The sequence below is a fragment of the Chryseobacterium sp. S90 genome, from assembly GCF_047444895.1.
GTDB lineage: Bacteria > Bacteroidota > Bacteroidia > Flavobacteriales > Weeksellaceae > Chryseobacterium.
On record NZ_JBLGCX010000001.1, the window covers coordinates 891958 to 911815 of the forward strand.

The 19858-nt window shown below is 36.2% G+C and carries 18 protein-coding genes and 1 tRNA gene; 2 read left to right on the plus strand and 17 right to left on the minus strand.

Annotated features, from left to right (window positions below):
* Nucleotide 1 precedes the first annotated feature (1 nt).
* Nucleotides 2-1474, minus strand: a complete 1473-nt coding sequence (locus tag ACLMCG_RS04125) for a response regulator (protein ID WP_413958890.1) — start codon at nucleotides 1472-1474, stop codon at nucleotides 2-4.
* A 196-nt stretch (nucleotides 1475-1670) separates the two neighbouring features.
* Here ACLMCG_RS04125 and ACLMCG_RS04130 point away from each other — a divergent pair, with 196 nt between their 5' ends.
* A complete protein-coding gene (locus ACLMCG_RS04130) occupies nucleotides 1671-2288 on the plus strand; it encodes a Crp/Fnr family transcriptional regulator (protein ID WP_223598999.1) in 618 nt (205 codons plus the stop codon).
* A gap of 109 nt (nucleotides 2289-2397) precedes the next feature.
* Here the strand turns inward: ACLMCG_RS04130 and ACLMCG_RS04135 are convergent, their stop codons facing one another.
* The 8 genes from ACLMCG_RS04135 to ACLMCG_RS04170 all read right to left on the minus strand — a co-directional run bounded on the left by ACLMCG_RS04135 (nucleotide 2398) and on the right by ACLMCG_RS04170 (nucleotide 7921).
* Entirely contained in the window at nucleotides 2398-2697 is a 300-nt protein-coding gene (locus ACLMCG_RS04135) for a hypothetical protein (RefSeq protein ID WP_413958891.1), read from the minus strand.
* Nucleotides 2698-2805: 108 nt separating this feature from the next.
* Entirely contained in the window at nucleotides 2806-3243 is a 438-nt protein-coding gene (locus ACLMCG_RS04140; protein ID WP_413958892.1) for a lipocalin family protein, read from the minus strand.
* The gene (locus tag ACLMCG_RS04145; RefSeq protein ID WP_413958893.1) at nucleotides 3233-3922 is read right to left on the minus strand and encodes a lycopene cyclase domain-containing protein; all 690 of its coding nucleotides are present in this window, start codon (nucleotides 3920-3922) and stop codon (nucleotides 3233-3235) included. Before ACLMCG_RS04145 ends, ACLMCG_RS04140 begins: the two co-directional genes overlap by 11 nt.
* Nucleotides 3919-4371: a beta-carotene hydroxylase gene (locus ACLMCG_RS04150; protein WP_413958894.1), complete on the minus strand. Its 453-nt coding sequence runs from the start codon at nucleotides 4369-4371 to the stop codon at nucleotides 3919-3921. Before ACLMCG_RS04150 ends, ACLMCG_RS04145 begins: the two co-directional genes overlap by 4 nt.
* A gap of 1 nt (nucleotide 4372) precedes the next feature.
* The gene (locus ACLMCG_RS04155; RefSeq protein WP_413958895.1) at nucleotides 4373-4840 is read right to left on the minus strand and encodes an SRPBCC family protein; all 468 of its coding nucleotides are present in this window, start codon (nucleotides 4838-4840) and stop codon (nucleotides 4373-4375) included.
* 53 nt (nucleotides 4841-4893) lie between these two features.
* Nucleotides 4894-5730, minus strand: a complete 837-nt coding sequence (locus tag ACLMCG_RS04160; RefSeq protein WP_413958896.1) for a phytoene/squalene synthase family protein — start codon at nucleotides 5728-5730, stop codon at nucleotides 4894-4896.
* Nucleotides 5731-5736: 6 nt separating this feature from the next.
* Complete coding sequence (locus ACLMCG_RS04165; RefSeq protein WP_413958897.1) at nucleotides 5737-7221, minus strand: phytoene desaturase family protein; 1485 nt, start codon at nucleotides 7219-7221, stop codon at nucleotides 5737-5739.
* A gap of 46 nt (nucleotides 7222-7267) precedes the next feature.
* On the minus strand, nucleotides 7268-7921 hold the full coding sequence (locus tag ACLMCG_RS04170) for a MarR family winged helix-turn-helix transcriptional regulator (RefSeq protein ID WP_413958898.1): 654 nt from the start codon (nucleotides 7919-7921) through the stop codon (nucleotides 7268-7270).
* 302 nt (nucleotides 7922-8223) lie between these two features.
* On the opposite strand from ACLMCG_RS04170, the gene ACLMCG_RS04175 reads away from it, so the two are divergent.
* Entirely contained in the window at nucleotides 8224-8748 is a 525-nt protein-coding gene (locus ACLMCG_RS04175; RefSeq protein WP_413958899.1) for an AAA family ATPase, read from the plus strand.
* 201 nt (nucleotides 8749-8949) lie between these two features.
* Here ACLMCG_RS04175 and ACLMCG_RS04180 read toward each other — a convergent pair.
* From ACLMCG_RS04180 to ACLMCG_RS04215, 8 genes are all read right to left on the minus strand, one after another.
* Nucleotides 8950-9034 (minus strand) — tRNA-Ser (locus ACLMCG_RS04180).
* Nucleotides 9035-9250: 216 nt separating this feature from the next.
* A complete protein-coding gene (locus tag ACLMCG_RS04185) occupies nucleotides 9251-9745 on the minus strand; it encodes a hypothetical protein (RefSeq protein ID WP_413958900.1) in 495 nt (164 codons plus the stop codon).
* 79 nt (nucleotides 9746-9824) lie between these two features.
* On the minus strand, nucleotides 9825-10175 hold the full coding sequence (locus ACLMCG_RS04190) for an immunity 51 family protein (protein WP_223599009.1): 351 nt from the start codon (nucleotides 10173-10175) through the stop codon (nucleotides 9825-9827).
* Between the two features lie 45 nt (nucleotides 10176-10220).
* Entirely contained in the window at nucleotides 10221-10691 is a 471-nt protein-coding gene (locus tag ACLMCG_RS04195) for an Imm26 family immunity protein (RefSeq protein WP_413958901.1), read from the minus strand.
* Nucleotides 10692-10694: 3 nt separating this feature from the next.
* Entirely contained in the window at nucleotides 10695-11300 is a 606-nt protein-coding gene (locus ACLMCG_RS04200; protein ID WP_413958902.1) for a hypothetical protein, read from the minus strand.
* Nucleotides 11301-11315: 15 nt separating this feature from the next.
* Nucleotides 11316-16061 carry an RHS repeat-associated core domain-containing protein gene (locus ACLMCG_RS04205; RefSeq protein WP_413958903.1) on the minus strand — a complete coding sequence of 1582 codons (4746 nt, stop codon included), beginning with the start codon at nucleotides 16059-16061 and terminating at the stop codon, nucleotides 11316-11318.
* A gap of 18 nt (nucleotides 16062-16079) precedes the next feature.
* Nucleotides 16080-17339, minus strand: a complete 1260-nt coding sequence (locus ACLMCG_RS04210) for a tetratricopeptide repeat protein (protein WP_413958904.1) — start codon at nucleotides 17337-17339, stop codon at nucleotides 16080-16082.
* A gap of 6 nt (nucleotides 17340-17345) precedes the next feature.
* Nucleotides 17346-19508 (minus strand): type VI secretion system Vgr family protein, encoded by a 2163-nt coding sequence (locus ACLMCG_RS04215; RefSeq protein ID WP_413958905.1) that lies wholly within the window; start codon nucleotides 19506-19508, stop codon nucleotides 17346-17348.
* Nucleotides 19509-19858: the final 350 nt, after the last annotated feature.

The following is a 19858-nucleotide window of genomic DNA, read 5'->3' on the forward strand; positions in this document are numbered from 1 at the left end:
ATTAATTTAATGGTAAGGTAAAATAAAACGTAGAACCTTCATCTACGATACTGGAAACACCAACATTTCCGTGGTGCTGTTTGATGATTTCAGAGCATATAAACAGCCCGATTCCCATCCCCTGGAACTGCAGTGAAGATTCTTCTACACGATAGAATTTCTTGAATACCGCATCCTGTTTAAAATCAGGAATTCCAATCCCGAAATCAGTAACATTGACTCTCACTTCCTGAGCTTCATGATCCACAAAAGTGGTAACGATCACCTGATTATTATGAGGTGAATATTTGACAGCATTGGTGAGAAAATTAATCAGTACCTGCTCGATACGGATCTCATCCAAAGGAATTAAAATATCAGGTTTTGTTCCGTGGCGCTCTATTTTTACCTGTTGCTCATGAGTCTGTAATATGGTTTCAATCGCATTACTGATCACATTTTCCAGATTAACGGGCTTTTTATTGATTTTCAGTTTTCCATTTTCAATTTTTGATACATCCAGAAGATCGGTTATCAGCGTATTCAGCTTTTCAATCTGTGTCTGAACTTTTGTAACAAATCCTGCTTCGGGACTTTCTTTATCTAATTTCAGTTTTCTTTCCAATAGCTGAACATATGCTTTGATACTGGTTAAAGGAGTTTTTAATTCATGGCTGGCAATACTTAAGAATTCATCTTTTTCTTTTTCCACTTTTTTCTGATCGTCAATATCAGTAAATGTTCCCACCCAGTTTTTAATACGGTCTTCATCATATACAGGGGTTACCCTAAGCAAATGATACCGGTAATGATCTGAAATAACATTTTTAATTCTGATTTCTAATTCCAGGGCTTTTCCTTTTTTCCTGCATCTCTCCAGTTCTTCGCTTATACTATGGTCATCAGGATGTGTTTCAGGGAAATCCTGCTCATTGTCAGAGTACTGATACCATTTACCGTTAACGAAATCAACAATTCCATCCTCATTAAGAGTGAACGCAATCTGAGGAAGAGACTCCAGCATGAGATGAAAATGATCGATCTGGGATTTCATGGTTACCTGAGATTCCCTTCTTCCTTTCACTTCCAGTTCCAGATTCTGCTGTGTTTTTTTCATTGCAATATTCTGCTCCTGAAGGTTATAGAAAGTTTTCACCTTAAGCAGAAGAATTTCAGGATCTACAGGCTTCGTTACATAGTCTTTACCACCAGAAGCGTATCCTTGGGTAATGAATTTTTTATCGGTATTAACAGCGGATAAGAATATAATAGGAACATCTTTCGTTTTACTGTAGTCTGCAAGCGTTTCTGCAACTTCAAAGCCATCCATATCAGGCATCTGAACATCTAAAATAATTAAGGCATAATCATTTTTCAATGCTTTGCCAAGAGCCTCTTCGCCGGAGCCGGCCGTTTCAACCTGAAAATCTTTAGATTCAAGTAATTTTTGAAGTGAATAAAGATTACTTTGGTTGTCATCAACAATTAAAATCATAGAAGTTAAAATCAATAATTAGTTACGGATACTTTAGCATCAAAAATACTCACAATATTTGAAAAAACAGTAATTTTTAAAGGTTTATGCATAAGGATTTCATACCACATTTTTCAAGAAAAACATCAATGGCATAAGGATTGAAATTATTTATAATCTTAAAAAAAATCTTTATAATTTCAGAAAAATCATAATTATGAAAAAAACAATAAGTTGCATGAATATCGATGAAAAAATCCTTCACTCGTTCGGAGGTGAAAATGTCATCTATAAGGCTCACGAGTTTATTTTCAAAGAAGGTGATCATTCACAATATTATTTTCAGATTATCAGTGGAAAAGTAAAACTGAACATCTTTACTGAAAACGGAAAAGAATTTATCCATAACATATTAGGTAAAAATCAAAGTTTTGGAGATCCGCTTCTTTTTATTGAAAAGCTTTATCCTACGAATGCCATAAGTTTACAGACTACAGAAATTGTAAAGATGCCCAAAGATAATTTCATGGAAATGCTTAAACGTAATCCGGAACTTTCTCTGGAAATGAATATGTGTTTATCACAACGACTGTATTATAACAACTTAATGGTCCGTAATCTGGCATTAGCAGATCCTATTCAACGGCTGAAAGGGGTAATGGATTATCTGAAAAGCTATCATGACGGAGACTGCCAGCACTGTTTTCCTATAGAGCTTACCCGCCAGCAAATTGCTGATCTTACAGGACTGAGAGTTGAAACAGTCATCAGAACGGTAAAAAAAATGGTTAACAATGAAATGATAAAGCTTGAGGGCCGCAGGATTTTATATTAGAATGCAAGTAAGATTTGATTTTCAGAAAACAAAAATAGAGTATAAATAAACTATAAAACAAAAAAGATGGCCGGAATTTTTTAATTCCGGCCATCTTTTTAAACTAACCTTAATTTGTTTTTTTTCTCCATTCTGCCTTCACATCTTCAGCGGCATCTTTTGTTTTTTCCCATGCTTCATCAGCTTTATCCTTAATATCTTCCCATGCATCTGAAACATTTGATTTCACTCTATCCAACCAGTCTTCCTGAGTTGCCTCCTGATCATTATCTCTTTTTTCATTGATGTAATCTTTAGCCTTATCTGCTAATTCACTGATTTTCCATTTTGCATTATCAGCTGCATTTTTTAAAGAGCTCTCCGTTTGGTCTACTGCATTTTCCGCTTTGTTGTAATCTGAATTATTCATAATATAATATTTAAGTATTTGGTATATAAATAAACAATGTTCATGCCTAAAAAATAAAGATCGTGTTAAAATTTTCTTAAAATTAAATTATTACAATTAACAGATCATCTATTTGTCAAAAGGACTTTTTTTATCCTGCTTCACCCATATCAATTTGGAAGTATCATAACCGATTGCCTGCGCCTTACTTATAAAATTCTGTCTTATATTTTCAGGGATCGTCTTTTCACGGGAAAGAATCCAGAGATAGTCTAAATTTTTTCCTGCAACAAGCGCATACTTATATTCTTCCAGCGCAACTACGTTATAACCGGCATAAAAAGGTCCGAAAAAACACACCTTCAGAGCTGCTATATTTTTTTCTCCTCTGAATTTAGCAGTACCATTTACAGAAACCCATTCGTTCTTTTTAAAATTATATCCGCTGTTGACTACATTTACATTTCCGTCGACAGGCTGTGCTTTCTCAGGCATAGAAGAACAAGAGGTCAAACCGTTTAAGAGTCCGAAGCTTAGTAACAATGTAAGAATGATTCTATTTTTCATTTTTAGTTATTTTTTTAAAGAAATAAATATTGAGTAAAAACTGGCTGTACCCGTAAACAGCATCTTCAACGGGAATAGTTTCCATTCTGATCCCTAAAAAATCATCAGGATTATAGTTTACAACAGGCGAGGGAATTAAAGATCCCGTCAGGATTCCATTCACTGCAAAAAATCCGGGCATCAATACCAGATATACAAAGCTTGCTCGTGCTATCCAATCTTTTTTAACAATAAAATGCAGATAACAAAGTGTAGATATCGTTACAATCACAGTGAGCAAAGTATATATTCTCTCATGATAAAGAAGTCCCGTTACGCTGAGAACAACAACAGCTGTGAATACAATAAGATTATTTAAGCCATCAATCCCCCTCAGGCTAAAAAATTTTTCCAGACAGTAATAAGTAAAAACACATGCAAACGGAATACAGTAAAAAAACAGCCATTCTTCAATAGGAAGCCCTGCTATTGTAAAGCCTAATGTATAATTGAGATCAAACCACCACACTCCTTTTGAAGTAAACCATACATCCCAGATAATAAAAGGAATTGCCACGATGGTAGATGACAGCAGAAACTTCCCGAAAAGTTTATTAAACTGTATTCTCCTGTCAAAAGAGGCCAAAAAGCAAATAATGACCGTGAAAAAGTTTATCAGTATGTAAGTATAAGGCATCATTTTTTATTGAAATACATTTTAAAATATTTAACAGGCACCCATAAAAAACCAAAACACTCTCCTTCTTCCTTTCCCAGATGTTTATGATGCTGCTTATGAGCACGTCTTATGGCAAGCCAATACGGATTCTTTGTTTTTGTAAAAATCTTTGCTCTCTGATGAATAAAAATATCGTGTACAAAGAAATAGGCCATTCCGTAAAGACTTATTCCCAATCCGACAAAAAAGAGATAACTGAATTCCTGCCTTACTCCTAGATACAACAATATGATGGCGGGACTGGCAAAAATGAAAAAGAACAGATCATTTTTTTCAAGTTTCCCATCGTGGCTGTGATCATGATGATCCTTGTGAAGGCTCCACAAAAAACCATGCATAATATATCTGTGAATAAGCCATGTAGCTCCTTCCATGGAAATAAAAACAAGCAGAACGATCAGAAAATTCATATTAATTGTGTTTGCGGTTAAAAAGATCGTTCAACACACTGTATCTGAAATCGAAAATACTTCTGAGTTTTTCTTTAACAAATAACCGGTACGCTACCCTTCCTAAAATTCCCAACGGGAGTTCATAATCTACAGTATCTTTCATTAATACACCATTCTCATCAGGAATGAACTCATGGAAATGATTCCAATGTTTATAAGGGCCTTCTTTCTGAAAGTCAGTAAAGCTTTTACCTTCTTCTACCTGGCTGATAACAGTTTTCCACTTCATTGGAATTCCCAGTACCGGAGATACTGTATAATCTATTTCCATTCCTTCAAAAATAGATTCATCCTGTATATCTGAAAGAACCAGAAAATTCATGCTTTCAGGTGTTATTTCGGATAAATTATGAGGAGAGGAAAAGAATTCCCATGCCGTTTCAATATCACAATTCAAATGTTGTTCTCTATATAATCTGTACATCATTTATTTTTTATTGATTTATAAATTCTAAAACAGCCTTCTAAGCAAAGAAACTATTAGAAATAAGCAGATTTGTATCTTATATAGCTTTTAAATGCTACCAACAACTTCTGCGAATTGGCAATCCTTATCCTTTGCTGTAAAATATGCTGAGAACTTGTTTTCTTTATTTTTTCAAACAATGACAGATAGTATCTGTACGCCAGATATACTCCAAACACAGAAGAACCCGGCAGCTTCTTAATTCCCTGCAGTGCTTCTTTAAATTCTTCTTCAATTTCTTTTTCAATCTGAGCTTTGACGGTGTTATCAAAAACAGACATATTCAGAGACGGGAAATAGGATCTTCCCAAAACCTGGTAATCTTCTTTCAGATCACGTAAAAAATTAACCTTTTGGAAAGCAGAACCCAGCTTCATAGCAAATGGTTTAAGTTTTTCAAATTGCTGTTTATCCCCTCCTGTAAATATCTGCAAACACATAAGTCCTACGACTTCCGCAGAACCATAAATATATTCATTATAAAGCTCTGAATTATAGTCTACTTTTTGCAGATCCATTTCCATACTGTGCAGGAACTGATCGATCAAATGAATATTGATATCATATTGACGCACTGTTTCCTGAAATGAGTGTAGAATCGGATTGAGGGATATACCGTCTTGCAGCGCGTCGTAAGTTTCAGCCTTTAATCTTTTCAAAAGCTTCTCTTTATCATACCCATGAAAACTGTCAACAATTTCATCGGCAAGACGTACATACCCGTAAACAGCATAAATGGCAGGTCTGATAGAAGGCTTCAGCGCCAATATTCCTAATGAAAAACTGGTACTGTATTTTTGAGTAGTGTACTTACTGACCTCATAAGACAACTCATCAAACAATTTTTTCATATTATTTTATTTTAGTTTATTAACCTCTTGCGCTACAATTTTTCCAGAAATAACTGACGGCGGAACACCAGGTCCAGGAACAGTTAGCTGCCCGGTGTAAAAAAGATTACTAATCTTCCTGTTTCTTATTTTAGGCTTCAGGACGGCAGTCTGTGATAAAGTATTGGACAGTCCGTAGGCATTACCCTGATAAGCATTATAATCCGAAATAAAATCACTGACACAATAGCTTCTTTTGTATTCAATTCTGGACATAAGATCAGTTTCCCCTGTATGCTTTTCAATTCTTTCAAGCATTTCCTTCAGGTATTTTTCTCTTACACCCTCATCATCATGTATTCCCGGTGCGAGAGGCAGCAGTAAAAAGAGATTTTCACAGCCTTCAGGTGCTACATCCGGATCTGTTTTTGAAGGACAGCAAGCATAAAAAAGCGGTTTAGCCGGCCATTTCTTATTGATATAAATACAGTCTATATGATGATCAAGTTCATTTTCAAAAAATAAAGTATGATGCTTCAAATGAGGAATTTCTCCTTTGATTCCCAGATAATAGATAAGACATGAAGGAGCAAAGGTTTTGGTTTTCCAATAAGCATCATTATAATTTCTAAGTGATTTGGGAATTAATGTTTCTGTATGATGGTAATCTGATGATGCAATAACGGCATCAAATTCATAATCTTTACCACCTACTGTTAGTGAGACTACTTTTCCGTTTTCTGTATTGAGCTTCTGGACATCATGATTAAAATGAAAAGCGGCTCCCTGTTTTTCGGCTACGTCTTTCATCGCCATAACGAGCTGATAAAATCCTCCCATAGGATATTTTGTTCCCAGGACATACCCTCCGTAATTCATAAGGCTGTAAAGCGCGGGAATATTCCGGGGCGAGGCACCAAGAAATATAACCGGAAATTCCATCAGGGATCTGAGTTTCGGATCAGAAAAATATCCTGATACATATTTCCTGAAATTACTTAAAAGATCAAGCTTGAATGCGCTGCCTGCTATTTTTAAAGAAGCAAATTCCAGCCAGCTGTAACAAGGTTTTGTCACAAAATCTTTCATCCCTACTTCATACTTAAACCGAGCAGAATGCATAAATTGATCATACTTTTTACCCGCTCCTGGTTCAGTTTTTTCAAATAACTCACGGATGTCTTCATTTTTCTCAGGAACTGAAACCTTTTCTTTTGAAAAAATCATCTCAAACTGAGGATCTAAGGATACCAGCTTAAAATAATCAGCTGCTTTACAATCAAAATCACTGAAAAAGCCTTCGATAATGTCAGGCATCCAGTACCAGCTTGGTCCCATATCAAATAGATATCCTTCTTCAGTTTTAAATTGCCTTGCACGTCCTCCGGGTTGATCGTGTTTTTCAAAAACATGTACTTCATGTCCAGACCTTGCTGCATAAGCGGCAGCAGAGAGTCCGGAAAATCCGGAACCGATCACTGCTATTCTCTTTCTTGGTTTTTCAGTACTCATCGTCATTTATTTAATAGTTTTTTTAGAGACACTTTTCATTACAGACTCAGTTCAACTTTTTATATACAGCATTCACCAGATCCTTAGTTTCCAGATTCATACGGTAAAAGGAATTATGAAATTCATCCAATTTAGAAAGTACAGCAATGAGCAGCATCTGTTCAGAATGGGTAAGATTCCCTGTTACAGCCCTTGAAACTCTACGGATTTCATCCATATGATCATCCAATACAGAAAGCCCTTTCTGCGTTATCTTTATATTTTTTATTCTTTTATCTTTTGGAGAAACCGTCTGTTCAATCCAACCATTACGGAGCAACCGGTTAACAGTAAGCATTCCTGAAGATTTTTCATGTACATTATGCCTTATCAATTCCATTTTTGACATGGCCCCCATGCTCTTCAGGCTGATAAGAAAAATAAAGTCGTCCTGACTAGAAAAAACCGAACTGCCGACTGCTGATCTGGAGTAAGATTTTGCATATCTATTCATTCTGATCAATAAAGTATTAATTATACTATCTGAGCTTCTTCCTAATTCTTTCCCTATCCAATCAGGATCTTGAAGGTCCGGTTGATGGGAAGCATTGATCCATTCTGTAAAACCATGAAGATCATTACTGTATACAGCTTTACCCTCATTTTGTTCCATAAATTGCTGAACGAGTTCCACAACTGATTTTATAAGATCAAAATTCATATTAAACAAATTAGTACACAAATATACTTATATAAGTTTATAAATAAACTATTTTATTTTTTTTATTTTAATTACATCTTAAACAATATCTAAACATTACTATATGATATAGATGACAGTCGGATAAACAAAAACCTGTCTCTAAAGACAGGTTGAAAATAATATGATTTAATAAAATTGGCTTAATAATGAATCATATTCCCGAAATCAAATTATGAAGTCGGAATATAAAGAGAAAGCAATCACAATTTAAATAGTTGAATAGATCCACTATTTAAGTAAATTAGCTCTAAAAATGAAATATGAGAATTGCGGTATTTGGAGCTCACAACGTTGGTAAAACCACATTGACAGAAGAACTTCTGGAAAACCTTCCAGGATACACCCTTGAAACAGAACCTTACTATCAGTTAGAGCTTTCAGGTTATGAATTTTCAGAAAATCCCACTGCTGAAGATTTTATTGAACAATTTAATTACTCAGTCCATCTGATTTCCGAAAGTGGAGATGATGTTATATTTGATCGGTTTGTTGTTGATATCCTGGCCTACCTTCATGTTGTTGATCCAAATATAAATATTCAATCCTTTTTTGAAAAAGCCCAAACACTCATTGCTGAAATTGATCTTTTTGTTTTTGTACCTATTGAAGAACCGGATCTTATGCAGGATTATCAGCCAGACCTGGCAAAACTCAGAAGTAATGTTAATGATTTACTCCACGATTGGATTAGTGATTTTGAAATAGAAGTCATTGAGGTAAAAGGCACAGTATTGAACCGCAGGAACCAAGTACTTGATAAAATATCTAATCCACATCTGAAATAATCTGCTTGTTTTTTTAACATACAAGCAACTATCTTTCTCAAACATTTTTTACAGATTATCATTTAAAAGTTCTAAAAAACATTTCTTCTGTACTTTTCTTAAAAATCACGTATACTAACAAAGCACAAAAAAAAGCTGTAATTAATTACAGCTTTTTAATAGTTTTTTGAGCATTTTGAAAATTTCACTTTTCCTACCCCGCGGAGAGTGAGGGATTCGAACCCCCGGACCTGTTACAGTCAACAGTTTTCAAGACTGCCGCAATCGACCACTCTGCCAACTCTCCTTTAACTCCGGTTATACCGTTGTTTTCAGTGGTGCAAATATAGGACGTTTTTTATTACTGACAAAATATTTTTTGAAGAAAATTTACATTTCTATATTTTTGAAGAAATTTCTATTTTTTCAGGCTGTTAAAGTAAATTTATTAACAACTCAACTTCAGTTATTTATCCCTTAACAAAGATATTTTGTCTTCATCAATATTTTTTAATGTAAATTTTCACCCGTAATAATATTCGGTAGTGACATCTCCGCTAAAGGCCGGATACATGTCCTGTTTCTGCATATTTAGTTCAAATAATCTTTCACCATTTTTATTTCCTCCCCGTATTTTTAAAGAATACCATCCGTTTTCCAGAGAAAGTGTGACACTATTTTCTTCGCTGATAGCAGCAATATCTTTTAAATAACCAATACCAACAATTTTCATTTCATTATTAGCAGTCTGAAATATCCAGCCTCTTGACTCCACTTCTACCTCATCGTCATTCAATATTTTTTCGTCATTCACAGATACCCGGAATGCATAATAATCTTCCTCTACCCCTATTATTGGAATAGCGATTCCTGCTTTTGTGATTTCGTCTCCATGCTCATTTTCTACGAAATATTTTAAAATATTAGTACCCGGAAGATGATTTTCCTGCAGGTAGTTTGCTAAAAGCTGCGGACTAAACACCACAAAACCTTTAAGTTCTGAGAATATTTTCTTCATATATATTTGGATTGGATTTGGATTAAGTTTTATCTGCTAATTATCATGTAAACCTGTTTAAATTGTTATAATATTTTGATTAGTCAAGTTCAGCCCGTGAAAATAAATCTTTGATTAAAGTTTCATCTTCACATGCTTTTTTAAAGTTTAAAATAAAATCTTTCAGCTTTTCTGAATCGGAAGAGTAAGCACAAAACATTCCTGCCTCAGGATCAAAATGAATGACATCAATCAGATCAGCTCTTTTTTCTTTAATAAAAACGTCTGCCAACGATGCCCAATCGTAACCATTTCCTTCAAAACCTTCATCAGCACGGGTATCAAATACTTCCTGTTTATATGCTCCCACATCTAAACATACCGAAAAGCTGTTTGAATGTTCTACCCAAAAAAAAGGCTTGATGACTTCTTTTAATTCATTAATTTCCATAATCTTACTATTTCTATTGCTGGAGCTGTGCCAGATTATTAGTCTTTATGGCATCTTCAACTCTTGTTGGATTGAAGATTGTCCAGGATTATATTTTTTAGCTTCGTCATTACTTATTCTCTGCTTTGTTCCACCTTTCCATAAGTCAAAGCTATTTTCCGTACCCAGAATAAAAGTTATTTCAGAATAATTGGAATCTTTATTTTTATCATAATTATCTGTTTCAAAAATGAATCTCCATCTGTCTCTGTCAAAAGCCAGCGTAGTATGGATAGGCTCTGTTAATCTTCCCGAATTAAGAATTATATTCTTATCCTTTGGAATTTCACCTGTGTATTTGAATATTTCAATAAGATCTCCTGTTGAATCATTCTTTTCAATTAATCTTCCATAAGCATAGGCCTCATTTTCAGAAAATTTGAAAGATTTATAATTTTTAATATTTTCCTTTACCCCTCCAGGTAAAAATAAAGGTATGAAAAAGATGTTACCTTCTTTTTTTTCAAAGTATTCCATAAATTACTTAAACTTATTTGCTAAATCTAAATAATATTGTTTCCCATATTCATTGTTGGATTCTTCTGCTTTTTTGTTGAAATAATTAACGGCCTCTTTTTTATTTTCCTCAGGAATTTCACTACCAAATAAATCCATAATTACTTCAAAAGAGCTTTCTGCTACCTTCTTCGGAGACATATTTTTCACCTCCATAAAGTATTGCCACTTTTTACTGTAATTTTTAAAATGTTCCATTCTTGGAAGAAATATAGCCACATAAGGACCTACATTTTTTTTGTAAGCATTTTCAAGCATCACCTCATAGATTTCCTTTGTTTCCGGAAGATTATATCTTTGAAGCATATTTCCTATTGCAGAAATGAGAAGAACAACTAACTTGGTATTGTCAGTATTATTTTTATAAATATCTAACAGGATACCAGTAAATTCTGCATCATTAAAAAGATCATTATAATATATTGAAACTTCCAGCCTTGGAGTTTTTTCAAATTCCTTAACAGCCTGAAAAAGTTCTTCATCACTTAACTTTTTCCATCCTGAGATTTGTTTTTTTAATGACTCAATGTTATCAATATTTTTCTGGATCTTTTGAGGTATGTTACTCATTTATCTATTTTTCTTTTATTTACATTCAACTTTAAATTTACCGTTACTTTCTACAGATTTGGTCTCGGCTTTACTCATAATATCATCTATTTCAGCAAGTGTATAGAATTTTCTTCCTTGTTTCAACTTAGCAGGATCATAAGAATGATAGAAACCACCATCAAGTCTTCTTTTATTTAGTAAGGCTTGACTCTTATGATGAAATAACGCAGAACCTTCAATATTTCTGGAGGCAATTCTTCCATTTAAATTATCAACATACTTGACTTCGTCAAAGACTTTCCCGTCTCTTGCGTGCTCCATAAAACGTTCCTGAACAGGCCTTTCTGTTATTCCTTCATATACCATTACACCATTACTAAATAATTGATAAAATGCGTCTAATCCAAAAACATCAACCCAAATATTACTATCAAATACAAATGCATATAAATTAGGATTTCTTCCTTCTAAACCTATCGGGTCTTTAGAAATATAAATTCCACTATCGTTATCATAATATCTAAAGCGGTTATAATAAAGACCATCTGTTTCTATATCCTCATATTGCCCAAGCTGTCTGAACGGAATAAAATACCTATCACCTTTTACATTTTTAAGGTTTCCATAAATATCATATTCTGTACTCCAGATTACTTTACCTTCTTTATCAAAAGCCTGAACAGGTCTTCCTAAATAATCAGAAACAATACTGTAGCTTTCTCCGTTGATAATTTTGGCACATGGCACATATGAATTTCGCTCATATATCCATGTAACCACATTTTGTACAGGTTCTTTTCCTGCAATGACGTTTCCGTCATCATCTACTGTGGTTACAGGTTCTTCATCAATATCATAACTCCATTCATGTAAAAGAACATTGCCATCCCAAATATAACGAGTTATTTTCTTTGCTCCAATTTTAGATATTCTTCTTCCCAACGCATCATATCCAAAACTCACCTCTTTTCCATCCGGACGTTTTACTTTGGCAAGCATACCGTTGGCATGCCAGAAATAAGCCCAATCACCAGAGTTCCATTCCGGGCTTTGTACTTCTTCTGAAGGTATGGAATTTAGATCCGGTAAATCTATATTGTCCGGTAATTTAGGAGTATTCAGCCAGTCTGAAGCTATAGTTTTGTAATAAGGATGAACGTTGTTTTCTTCTTCCCGATGCTCAGGCAAGACATTATTAACCGGTCGTTTACTTTTTAACAGTAAATTTCCTTCGTCATCATAATGATAGAACCAGTTTTTGTCACGCATCAGCTTTCCGCCTTTATCGTATACACGATCTGTCCTTCTTACACTTTCGTACAGGCAGCCAGTTGCGTCAGGGTTTTTATACTGAACTTCCCCACTGGAATTTTCTGCTGCGACAAGGCTTCCAAAGGCATCATAATCAAATCTTGTCCGTCCACCTGTCACCCTGTCCAGAACATGAAGCAAACGGCTTCCTGCTGCCCAGTCATAATCTTTATGGAAAGCAGTGTCTGTTTTATTGACTGTCACTTTCTGACTTACCGGCATTCCGATATGGTCAAATTCAAAAGTGCTTTCTATACCACCCGTCATTTCGCGGGAAAGCAACTGCCCGCTTTGGCTGATATCCAGGTTCATCTGCCATGGCAACTGAAGATCCGGAGTAGCTGCTCTAACAGTTTTAAGATGTCTCAGATCATTGTAAGAATATTCTATTTCTGCACCCAAACTGCTTTGCAGACCTATAAGATTTCCCTCATCGTCATATTCATACTGAATAGAATGTTCACCTTGTTTCTCAGTAGTGATCTGACCTAATTTATTTCTTTGAAAACTAATGCTGCTGTCTTCATTATCAGCTTTAACCAGTAATCCTGAAGTATCATATTGATATGCCTCCCAGGTGCCGTCAGGGTAATGGGTCTGTGTTATTCTTCGTCCTAAATCATATTCATAGAATGTATTGTTTCCCTGAGGAGTTCTTTTTTGGGTAATAAGTCCGTCTTTATCTCTAATAAAGAACTTCTTCTGACCGTCAAAACCTGTTTCTCCAATGATTTCATTGTTATTATTTCTTTCAAAAGAATAGATTTCTCCTTTTTCATTGGTAATACTTACTAAGTTTTCATAAGCATCATATCCAAAAATCAAGGTCTCTTCTTTTTTATTGGTAATTGCATTTCTTCTTACCTTACGTTTCAGGCTTCCCAAGGGGGTATAGCTCAGCAGCCATTCTGCACGGCCGTCAGTAGCATATACCGGAAGATCATAAGCATCATAACGAAGTTTTAAAGGCAATTGTCCTTCTTCATTTACTTCTATTACCCTACCCATTCTATCTCTGTTCAGAAGTGTTCTGTTTAATGGTTTTGGGCTGAAAACCAGCATTCTTCCGTATTCATCATATTTCAGATATTGCTCAGCTCCTGCACTATTGGCCAAATGAATAACCTGTCCTCTAGAATTGTACTCATAATGTGTGATAATATCTGCTCTTCTACTGGTTTCAGGAATTCTTTCCCCATCAGCATATTCATAATATACGCTTTCTTCTGTAGGATCAGTATAGCTCAGTAATTTTCCGTCTTCATCATAACTCCATGTTTCAGAAGTCCCCGAAGGTGAGAGACGGGCAATCACCTGTCCGAATTCATTGTACTGATAATGATATTCTTCCCCATCCGGACTATGGAAAATCTTGATATTTCCCATTTCATCGTAGGTATATCCTTCAACTCTGCCCTCCGGAGATCCTATCATTTTCAGTTCGTTATGTGCTGTGTAATCATACCAGGTTTCCCCTCCTTCTCCATCTACCGATTTATAAATCAGAAAATTTTCATCGTAATGATATTCTTCTGTTTTGTTGTTTTGTTTCGGATAAATAACTTCTGTAAAACCTTCTTCATCATGATACTGAAGTTTTCCTTCCATATAGCCATCTACTCCTTTTGTATGTGTTACTCTTCCTTCTGCATCATATTCCCACTGATAACTCATTCCGTTTCGGTTGGTTCTTTTCACCACCTGATTTTTTCCATCATACTCAAAGACAATTGCTTTTTTGTGAATGTCCCAGACATGGGTAAGGTTTCCATGCTCATCATAATCGTAGCGAACCTGCAGGTCTCTTTGTTTTTTATAGCAGTAATATACTTCTGTTACTTTTTTATACTCGGGATGAATAACCGTTTCAATACTGAATCCACTTTTTACATCTTTTATACTTTTCAGGACAATATTCCGGTCTTCATATTGATATTCTCTGATCGTGCCATCTCCATATTCAATACGAATCACCTTATAAATTGTTCCTTCTGTAACATGATGAAAGCGTTTATAGGTATAAATATCAGTTCCTTTGCGAATCACCCAAATGCTGCTGCTTGGTCTGTACTGCCATATTTTCTGATCTCTGAAATAGGTCATCTCTTCACCAATTTCAGGTGCGGAAATCAACATGGCAATATTCTCGTCAGGATGCATCCAGCCAGCAAACTTATTGTCTTGTTCAGGAAGAATAAACAGGTCATGATTATTGAAGACTCCATTTCCTAAAGGTCCGAAGTCATAAGGCCTGTCACTGTGCCATACATTTCTCCATTTTAAAGAAGTACTTCCCTGAATTTCAAAATCATCCCATTCAAAAACCATTGCTCCCGTGACAAGATTAACCGGTTCAAATCCCCATTTGCATAACTTTTTAGACAAAGCATTGGCAAATTTGAATTTACTGAACGGCGCTTTTTTAAGGACGCTATTATTGAATTTCTTTAAACCATTTGCTCCCAGTTTTCCTATTTTCTTGGTCAGACTTCTCATTAAAAACATCCCGGCAAGACGCATCAGCATTTCTCCGGGCGTATAAACATGAGGAACAAAAGCTCCTCCTACCAATACAGGCCCACCTGTATTGATCTGGATATACATGCTTGAAAAGTTATTATAGAAGGCAAAATATGCCAGAGGATTTTTCTTTGGTTTGTCCGGCATTGCAGGCAGCATAGTCATTCCGAAGGGGAATCCCATACAGGTAAGCACCTGTTGCGGCTGGTTTCCGCTCATTTTGCTTCCCTGTGCCAAAACGGTCTGCGAACCATAATACACTTCTCCTTCGTGAGGAGCTTCCTGAGGAAAAGGAATGATATAAACCGGAATCAGGGAAGTGATATGCCTGAAAGGAATTACAACTCCCATCACACTGGTAGTGGTAGTTGCTTTGTGTCTTCCGTGAACGTATATGGAGCCTCCCATCGGAATACTTTCCGGCAGTGAGGGCATCAGATTTCTTGCGAACTGTGGAATCGGAATGGTGATGGTAATATAATCCATGATATCAAAAACAATTCCGATAAAAGGATGTGGCAATGGCAGTGGAATCAGCATAAATGATGGCGGCGGCGGAATCAACGTCCAGTGGATATCAATGGCCAGTACAATATCAAAATGCTTACTTGTATGTTGAATAGCAGTGGAAGGCATTGCCGGAGTATTGACTTTAATCAGTTTCACTTTACTTTCCGGAGCTGCTTTTTCGGCAGTCACAGCACTATCTCCACCTCCTCCGCCACTGCTTTTCGCGGGTTGAGCACCATCTCCCCCGGCTAAGGACTTAGCCATAGATACAGGATTCAGGGAATCAACGTTATTTTTCATACCGTTCTTCCAACCCTGCTTGGTTTTGTCCCAGCTCACTGAAGTAACGTCTGCGTTCACCTTCAGGGAGCGGTCCGGGTTCATATCCGGTTTTGCAACCTTTATGGGTTTTACTGTCTTTTTATTCAGATCTGCCATGATTCTTTTAATTTGAGATTACCCTGCTTTTGGTTTTTCTACGCTCACCCTCCAGTCATCACCAAAATAAGTCTTCATTTCGTTGTCCAGTATTGTTTTTTTAGAATGATCGCCTTCGTATTTGAGAATCAGCATTGAGGCTACAAACCGCAGGCTGCTCTGTTCCCGTACTGAAGGATCCATTAATTTTGCTATGTCGAGGCATTTTTCAAAATACCTTATCATTTTGTCTTTTGTCAGCACAGTATCATTCAATGTTCCGATGATTCTGTAACATTCAATAGCCATCGCAAATTCTCCTATCTTTTGTGCTGTTTCTGCAGCTTTTTCAAATATTTTTTCTGCCTTGGATTTTTTGGAATTTCCTAACAGATGACTTCCGTAATTCATATACATCTGAACTTCCAAAGGTGAGTCAGGTTCTACTTCTTCAAATATAATTTGGTAAGTATCTTCTGCCCTGTCTTTTTTCCGGTCTGCTGTATACGCCTGGGTAAGCATAAAATAGGCAGAAATCTCTCCCTGTTTATTTTTTTGTTCTTTAGCCAGCTTCACAGCTGTTTTTAAGGCATGTTCCGCTTCTTTGAATCTTTCTTTACTTAAATGATTACTCGCTATAAGAATCTGCTGCTGAAAATCCGTATCCGGGCTGTTTTTCTTCCGGTTAGTATGGGCCGCAGTATTCTGCATTAACTGATGAATATCCACTTCTACCCTGAAACTGTGCGCTGAAGGAATCTGTGATAGTGTTCTATGGGTATGATGTTCTGCCCAAACCAGTTTAAGATCTTTATTTTCTGACATTTCACAGATCCTGCACCATTCTTTTACCCAAAGAGACAGCTCTTCTGTATCACTGATCCTGAGCGGAGCTATATAGAGGTAAATCTTTGAATCCTTAATATTGGGAAAGTTTTTCTTTAATTCCAGTAAAGGATAAAATGCTTTGTAGGCATCAGTTTTAAAAGCCTGTTCCGGGTCTTTGATCTCCCATTTCGGAATATTTTCTTCACTTTTTTTCAGCATTTCGTAGAATTCGGTCCATTCATCCAGCAAAGTCTGTCCGAAAGATTTCATTCCGTTAAATTCCTGATAATGGAGTAAAAAGACATCATCTCCTTCTTCATCTTCTGAAAGTCTCGACTTTATAAATCCATCAAAAAGATCGGTTTCATGTTTTTCTCCTATACAGATCAGCATAGGTTTTTCTTCGTTCTTTGAAACGACTTTCTGCCATTGCCTTTTTAATTTTACCAACTCCAAATCTACTGGATTCATCTGCTTTTAATTCAGTTTTACAGTTCCACTTACAATATTTGTTTCACTTCCGCCCCCTACATTTATTTTTCCTCCACTGCTGAGATTGGCTTCTGTATCTCCTCTCATAGAAAGGGTTTTGGTTCCGATATCCAGAGTATCTGACTTGATTCCGATTCCGGAAGTAGGATCACCGTCTTCAGGACCTACTCCAACGCCGATACTAGATGTTCCTCCGACTCCGATATTAATTCCCTGTACAAATATTTCTTTTCCTTTAATCTGAATGTTTCCGTCTTTGTCCATATAAAGAGAGCTGCTTCCACAGTTGAGAGTAATTGAAATCTTACTGTCTATGGTTATATTTCCGGCACCATCCAGAAAAACAGAATTCTGGTCTTTATCTTTTACGGTAATTCCTCCGGCATCATCAAGACTCATAGTATGTCCGCTTTTACTGCTTAAGCTTTTAATATTATTTCCGGTTCCGCCGCCGCCGCCAACTCCGCCGTGAAACATTCCTCCCATCACAAACGGACGGTCAGGATGCTGATGGGCAAAGTTGACCACTACCTGATCTCCTTCTTCCGGAATAGCCATAAAGCCTCGGTTTTTACTTACTTTTTCACTTCCACCACCATCAGGAGTCATCACCCGGATATATTCTGTAGTGGTAGAGCCATTCTGCCAGTCAAACTGAACTTTAACTCTTCCCTGATTTAAAGGGTCTGTATTGGAAATTACTTTGGCAAATTGTGCATCCGCTTTTGGAGTATGAAATTCCGGACGGGGAATAAATCCTGTGTCAGAAGCGATTGCTTCAAAAGTTCCGGTATAATATCCTCTTGCATCCACTTCATGATACATATCTATAATCATCAGTTTGGTGAAATAAGTCGTTTCACTGCTTTCTGCTTTCCGCATTTCAATATCAGCAATACAGCCCGGATAAAGGAATGGCACTGTAGTAACGCCTGAAATAACAAATACTTCCGAAGCTTTACTTCCGGCTGTTCCTTTCTGAGAGTTTTCCACATCCATAAAAGACACTGCTTTTATCGGAGCTACTCTCAATGAAGGGGTTGTAAAGGTTTTTTCTGATATTTCATAAGCTCTTTTAGCAATATCTGAAGTATGGCTGATCTTTGAATTTCCTGTCGTTAATTTTTCATTTTTACTGCTGTTATATCCATAAAATGAAGGATTCACGTGCTGGGCTTTCATTTTGATCTTTACATCACTCACACTGCTTCCGTAAGTAAGTTTCACAGGCTTTTCCTGAGGGGGAAGTTTCCCGAAATGCAGGACTTCACCATCATAATAAAACTGTTCTCCATATGCTTCTGCTATTCTTGCCAGATAATTGTAATGGGTTTCTTCATATTGTGAGCTGTACGAAACATTTCCATGTGCAGCATCTACCCTGAAATCAAAGGAATTTTGTCCAAGACCTTCTTTGATTACCTGATCTGCAATACTGTTCAGACTGATCTCCTGTGCACCGCCAAAACTCTGAATGTGAGGAGCTGCATCTAAAAGAACGGTCGGACTTGAACCTGTAAGAACAATATTTCCCAGACTTCCTTTTTCCTGACTGAACCCTACTTCAGTGATAACTCCTACAAAGTTTCTTTCAGGACCGTCTTCAACGTCTTTGTATCTGAAAATAACGGTAATTCTTTTCCCCAGAAAGTTCTGAGCTTCTTCCAGATTATGGTTTTCTGAGCTTCCCAGAGTATCATGGGCCAGCATCAGATCAAATTCATGATGCTTTACTGCACTTTGTTTTAGCTGAAAATGTTTGAAATGTTTGATTACTTTTCCGTCAATAACAATTTCAAGCTTTATCACACGATTGATTCCTGCTACCTGATTGCCGGGGATTGTATTGGCGTTATAGATTCCGGAAGTAGGCTGTTTTGACCATACTTTGTCTTCTACCAATGTGGGTGGATTAGGCTGTTTTACCTGGTTCATAAACATCTGGGAACCGTTTTGAACCATTCCGGTGTAAGCCTGAGCCTGAACCATTTTTTCTGTAGCTTTTTTAATAGTTCCACTTGATTTTTCCTGTATTTTCTGGGTAGTTTTAGTTACAGCCTGATCTTTCAGACTCTCTTTCAGATTATCTACTGCAGGAATTTTATCTTTGGAAACAGGCCTTTTGGGTGAATGATCGTCCTGAAACATAGTTGTAATATTTTGATTGATTGGATGTCAGATTTTTTAAGCTAAAATCTACCTGAGCAAAAAGACCAGATACATTTTCGTTATCCGTGTTCTATTCTTAGAATAAAATCCGGATATTGGGATCAGAACAGGGCATAGAATCATGAGTAAAAAGGTAAAGCAATTATTGTATTTACTTTACTCCCTGTTGAATTTCAGGATTTCTCCTGTATTTATTGTGATGACTGGCAAATTTTAATCATTATTATTTCTTTTGTAATTGGATTGGTGGTATTACAAAGATAAAACGCTAATCTCTATTCAAAAAATTTTCGGTGAGTAATCTGAAATTTTGTAGTAGTTCTACGACT

Coding starts and splice junctions, on each gene's coding strand:
- ACLMCG_RS04205 (WP_413958903.1), bottom strand. CDS start 16,061: ATGGCAGATCTGAATAAAAAGACAGTAAAACCCATAAAGGTTGCAAAA.
- ACLMCG_RS04165 (WP_413958897.1), bottom strand. CDS start 7,221: ATGAGTACTGAAAAACCAAGAAAGAGAATAGCAGTGATCGGTTCCGGA.
- ACLMCG_RS04135 (WP_413958891.1), bottom strand. CDS start 2,697: ATGAATAATTCAGATTACAACAAAGCGGAAAATGCAGTAGACCAAACG.
- ACLMCG_RS04145 (WP_413958893.1), bottom strand. CDS start 3,922: ATGATGCCTTATACTTACATACTGATAAACTTTTTCACGGTCATTATT.
- ACLMCG_RS04185 (WP_413958900.1), bottom strand. CDS start 9,745: ATGAAGAAAATATTCTCAGAACTTAAAGGTTTTGTGGTGTTTAGTCCG.
- ACLMCG_RS04175 (WP_413958899.1), top strand. CDS start 8,224: ATGAGAATTGCGGTATTTGGAGCTCACAACGTTGGTAAAACCACATTG.
- ACLMCG_RS04200 (WP_413958902.1), bottom strand. CDS start 11,300: ATGAGTAACATACCTCAAAAGATCCAGAAAAATATTGATAACATTGAG.
- ACLMCG_RS04150 (WP_413958894.1), bottom strand. CDS start 4,371: ATGAATTTTCTGATCGTTCTGCTTGTTTTTATTTCCATGGAAGGAGCT.
- ACLMCG_RS04160 (WP_413958896.1), bottom strand. CDS start 5,730: ATGAAAAAATTGTTTGATGAGTTGTCTTATGAGGTCAGTAAGTACACT.
- ACLMCG_RS04215 (WP_413958905.1), bottom strand. CDS start 19,508: ATGTTTCAGGACGATCATTCACCCAAAAGGCCTGTTTCCAAAGATAAA.
- ACLMCG_RS04195 (WP_413958901.1), bottom strand. CDS start 10,691: ATGGAATACTTTGAAAAAAAAGAAGGTAACATCTTTTTCATACCTTTA.
- ACLMCG_RS04190 (WP_223599009.1), bottom strand. CDS start 10,175: ATGGAAATTAATGAATTAAAAGAAGTCATCAAGCCTTTTTTTTGGGTA.
- ACLMCG_RS04140 (WP_413958892.1), bottom strand. CDS start 3,243: ATGAAAAATAGAATCATTCTTACATTGTTACTAAGCTTCGGACTCTTA.
- ACLMCG_RS04125 (WP_413958890.1), bottom strand. CDS start 1,474: ATGATTTTAATTGTTGATGACAACCAAAGTAATCTTTATTCACTTCAA.
- ACLMCG_RS04210 (WP_413958904.1), bottom strand. CDS start 17,339: ATGAATCCAGTAGATTTGGAGTTGGTAAAATTAAAAAGGCAATGGCAG.
- ACLMCG_RS04155 (WP_413958895.1), bottom strand. CDS start 4,840: ATGATGTACAGATTATATAGAGAACAACATTTGAATTGTGATATTGAA.
- ACLMCG_RS04170 (WP_413958898.1), bottom strand. CDS start 7,921: ATGAATTTTGATCTTATAAAATCAGTTGTGGAACTCGTTCAGCAATTT.
- ACLMCG_RS04130 (WP_223598999.1), top strand. CDS start 1,671: ATGAAAAAAACAATAAGTTGCATGAATATCGATGAAAAAATCCTTCAC.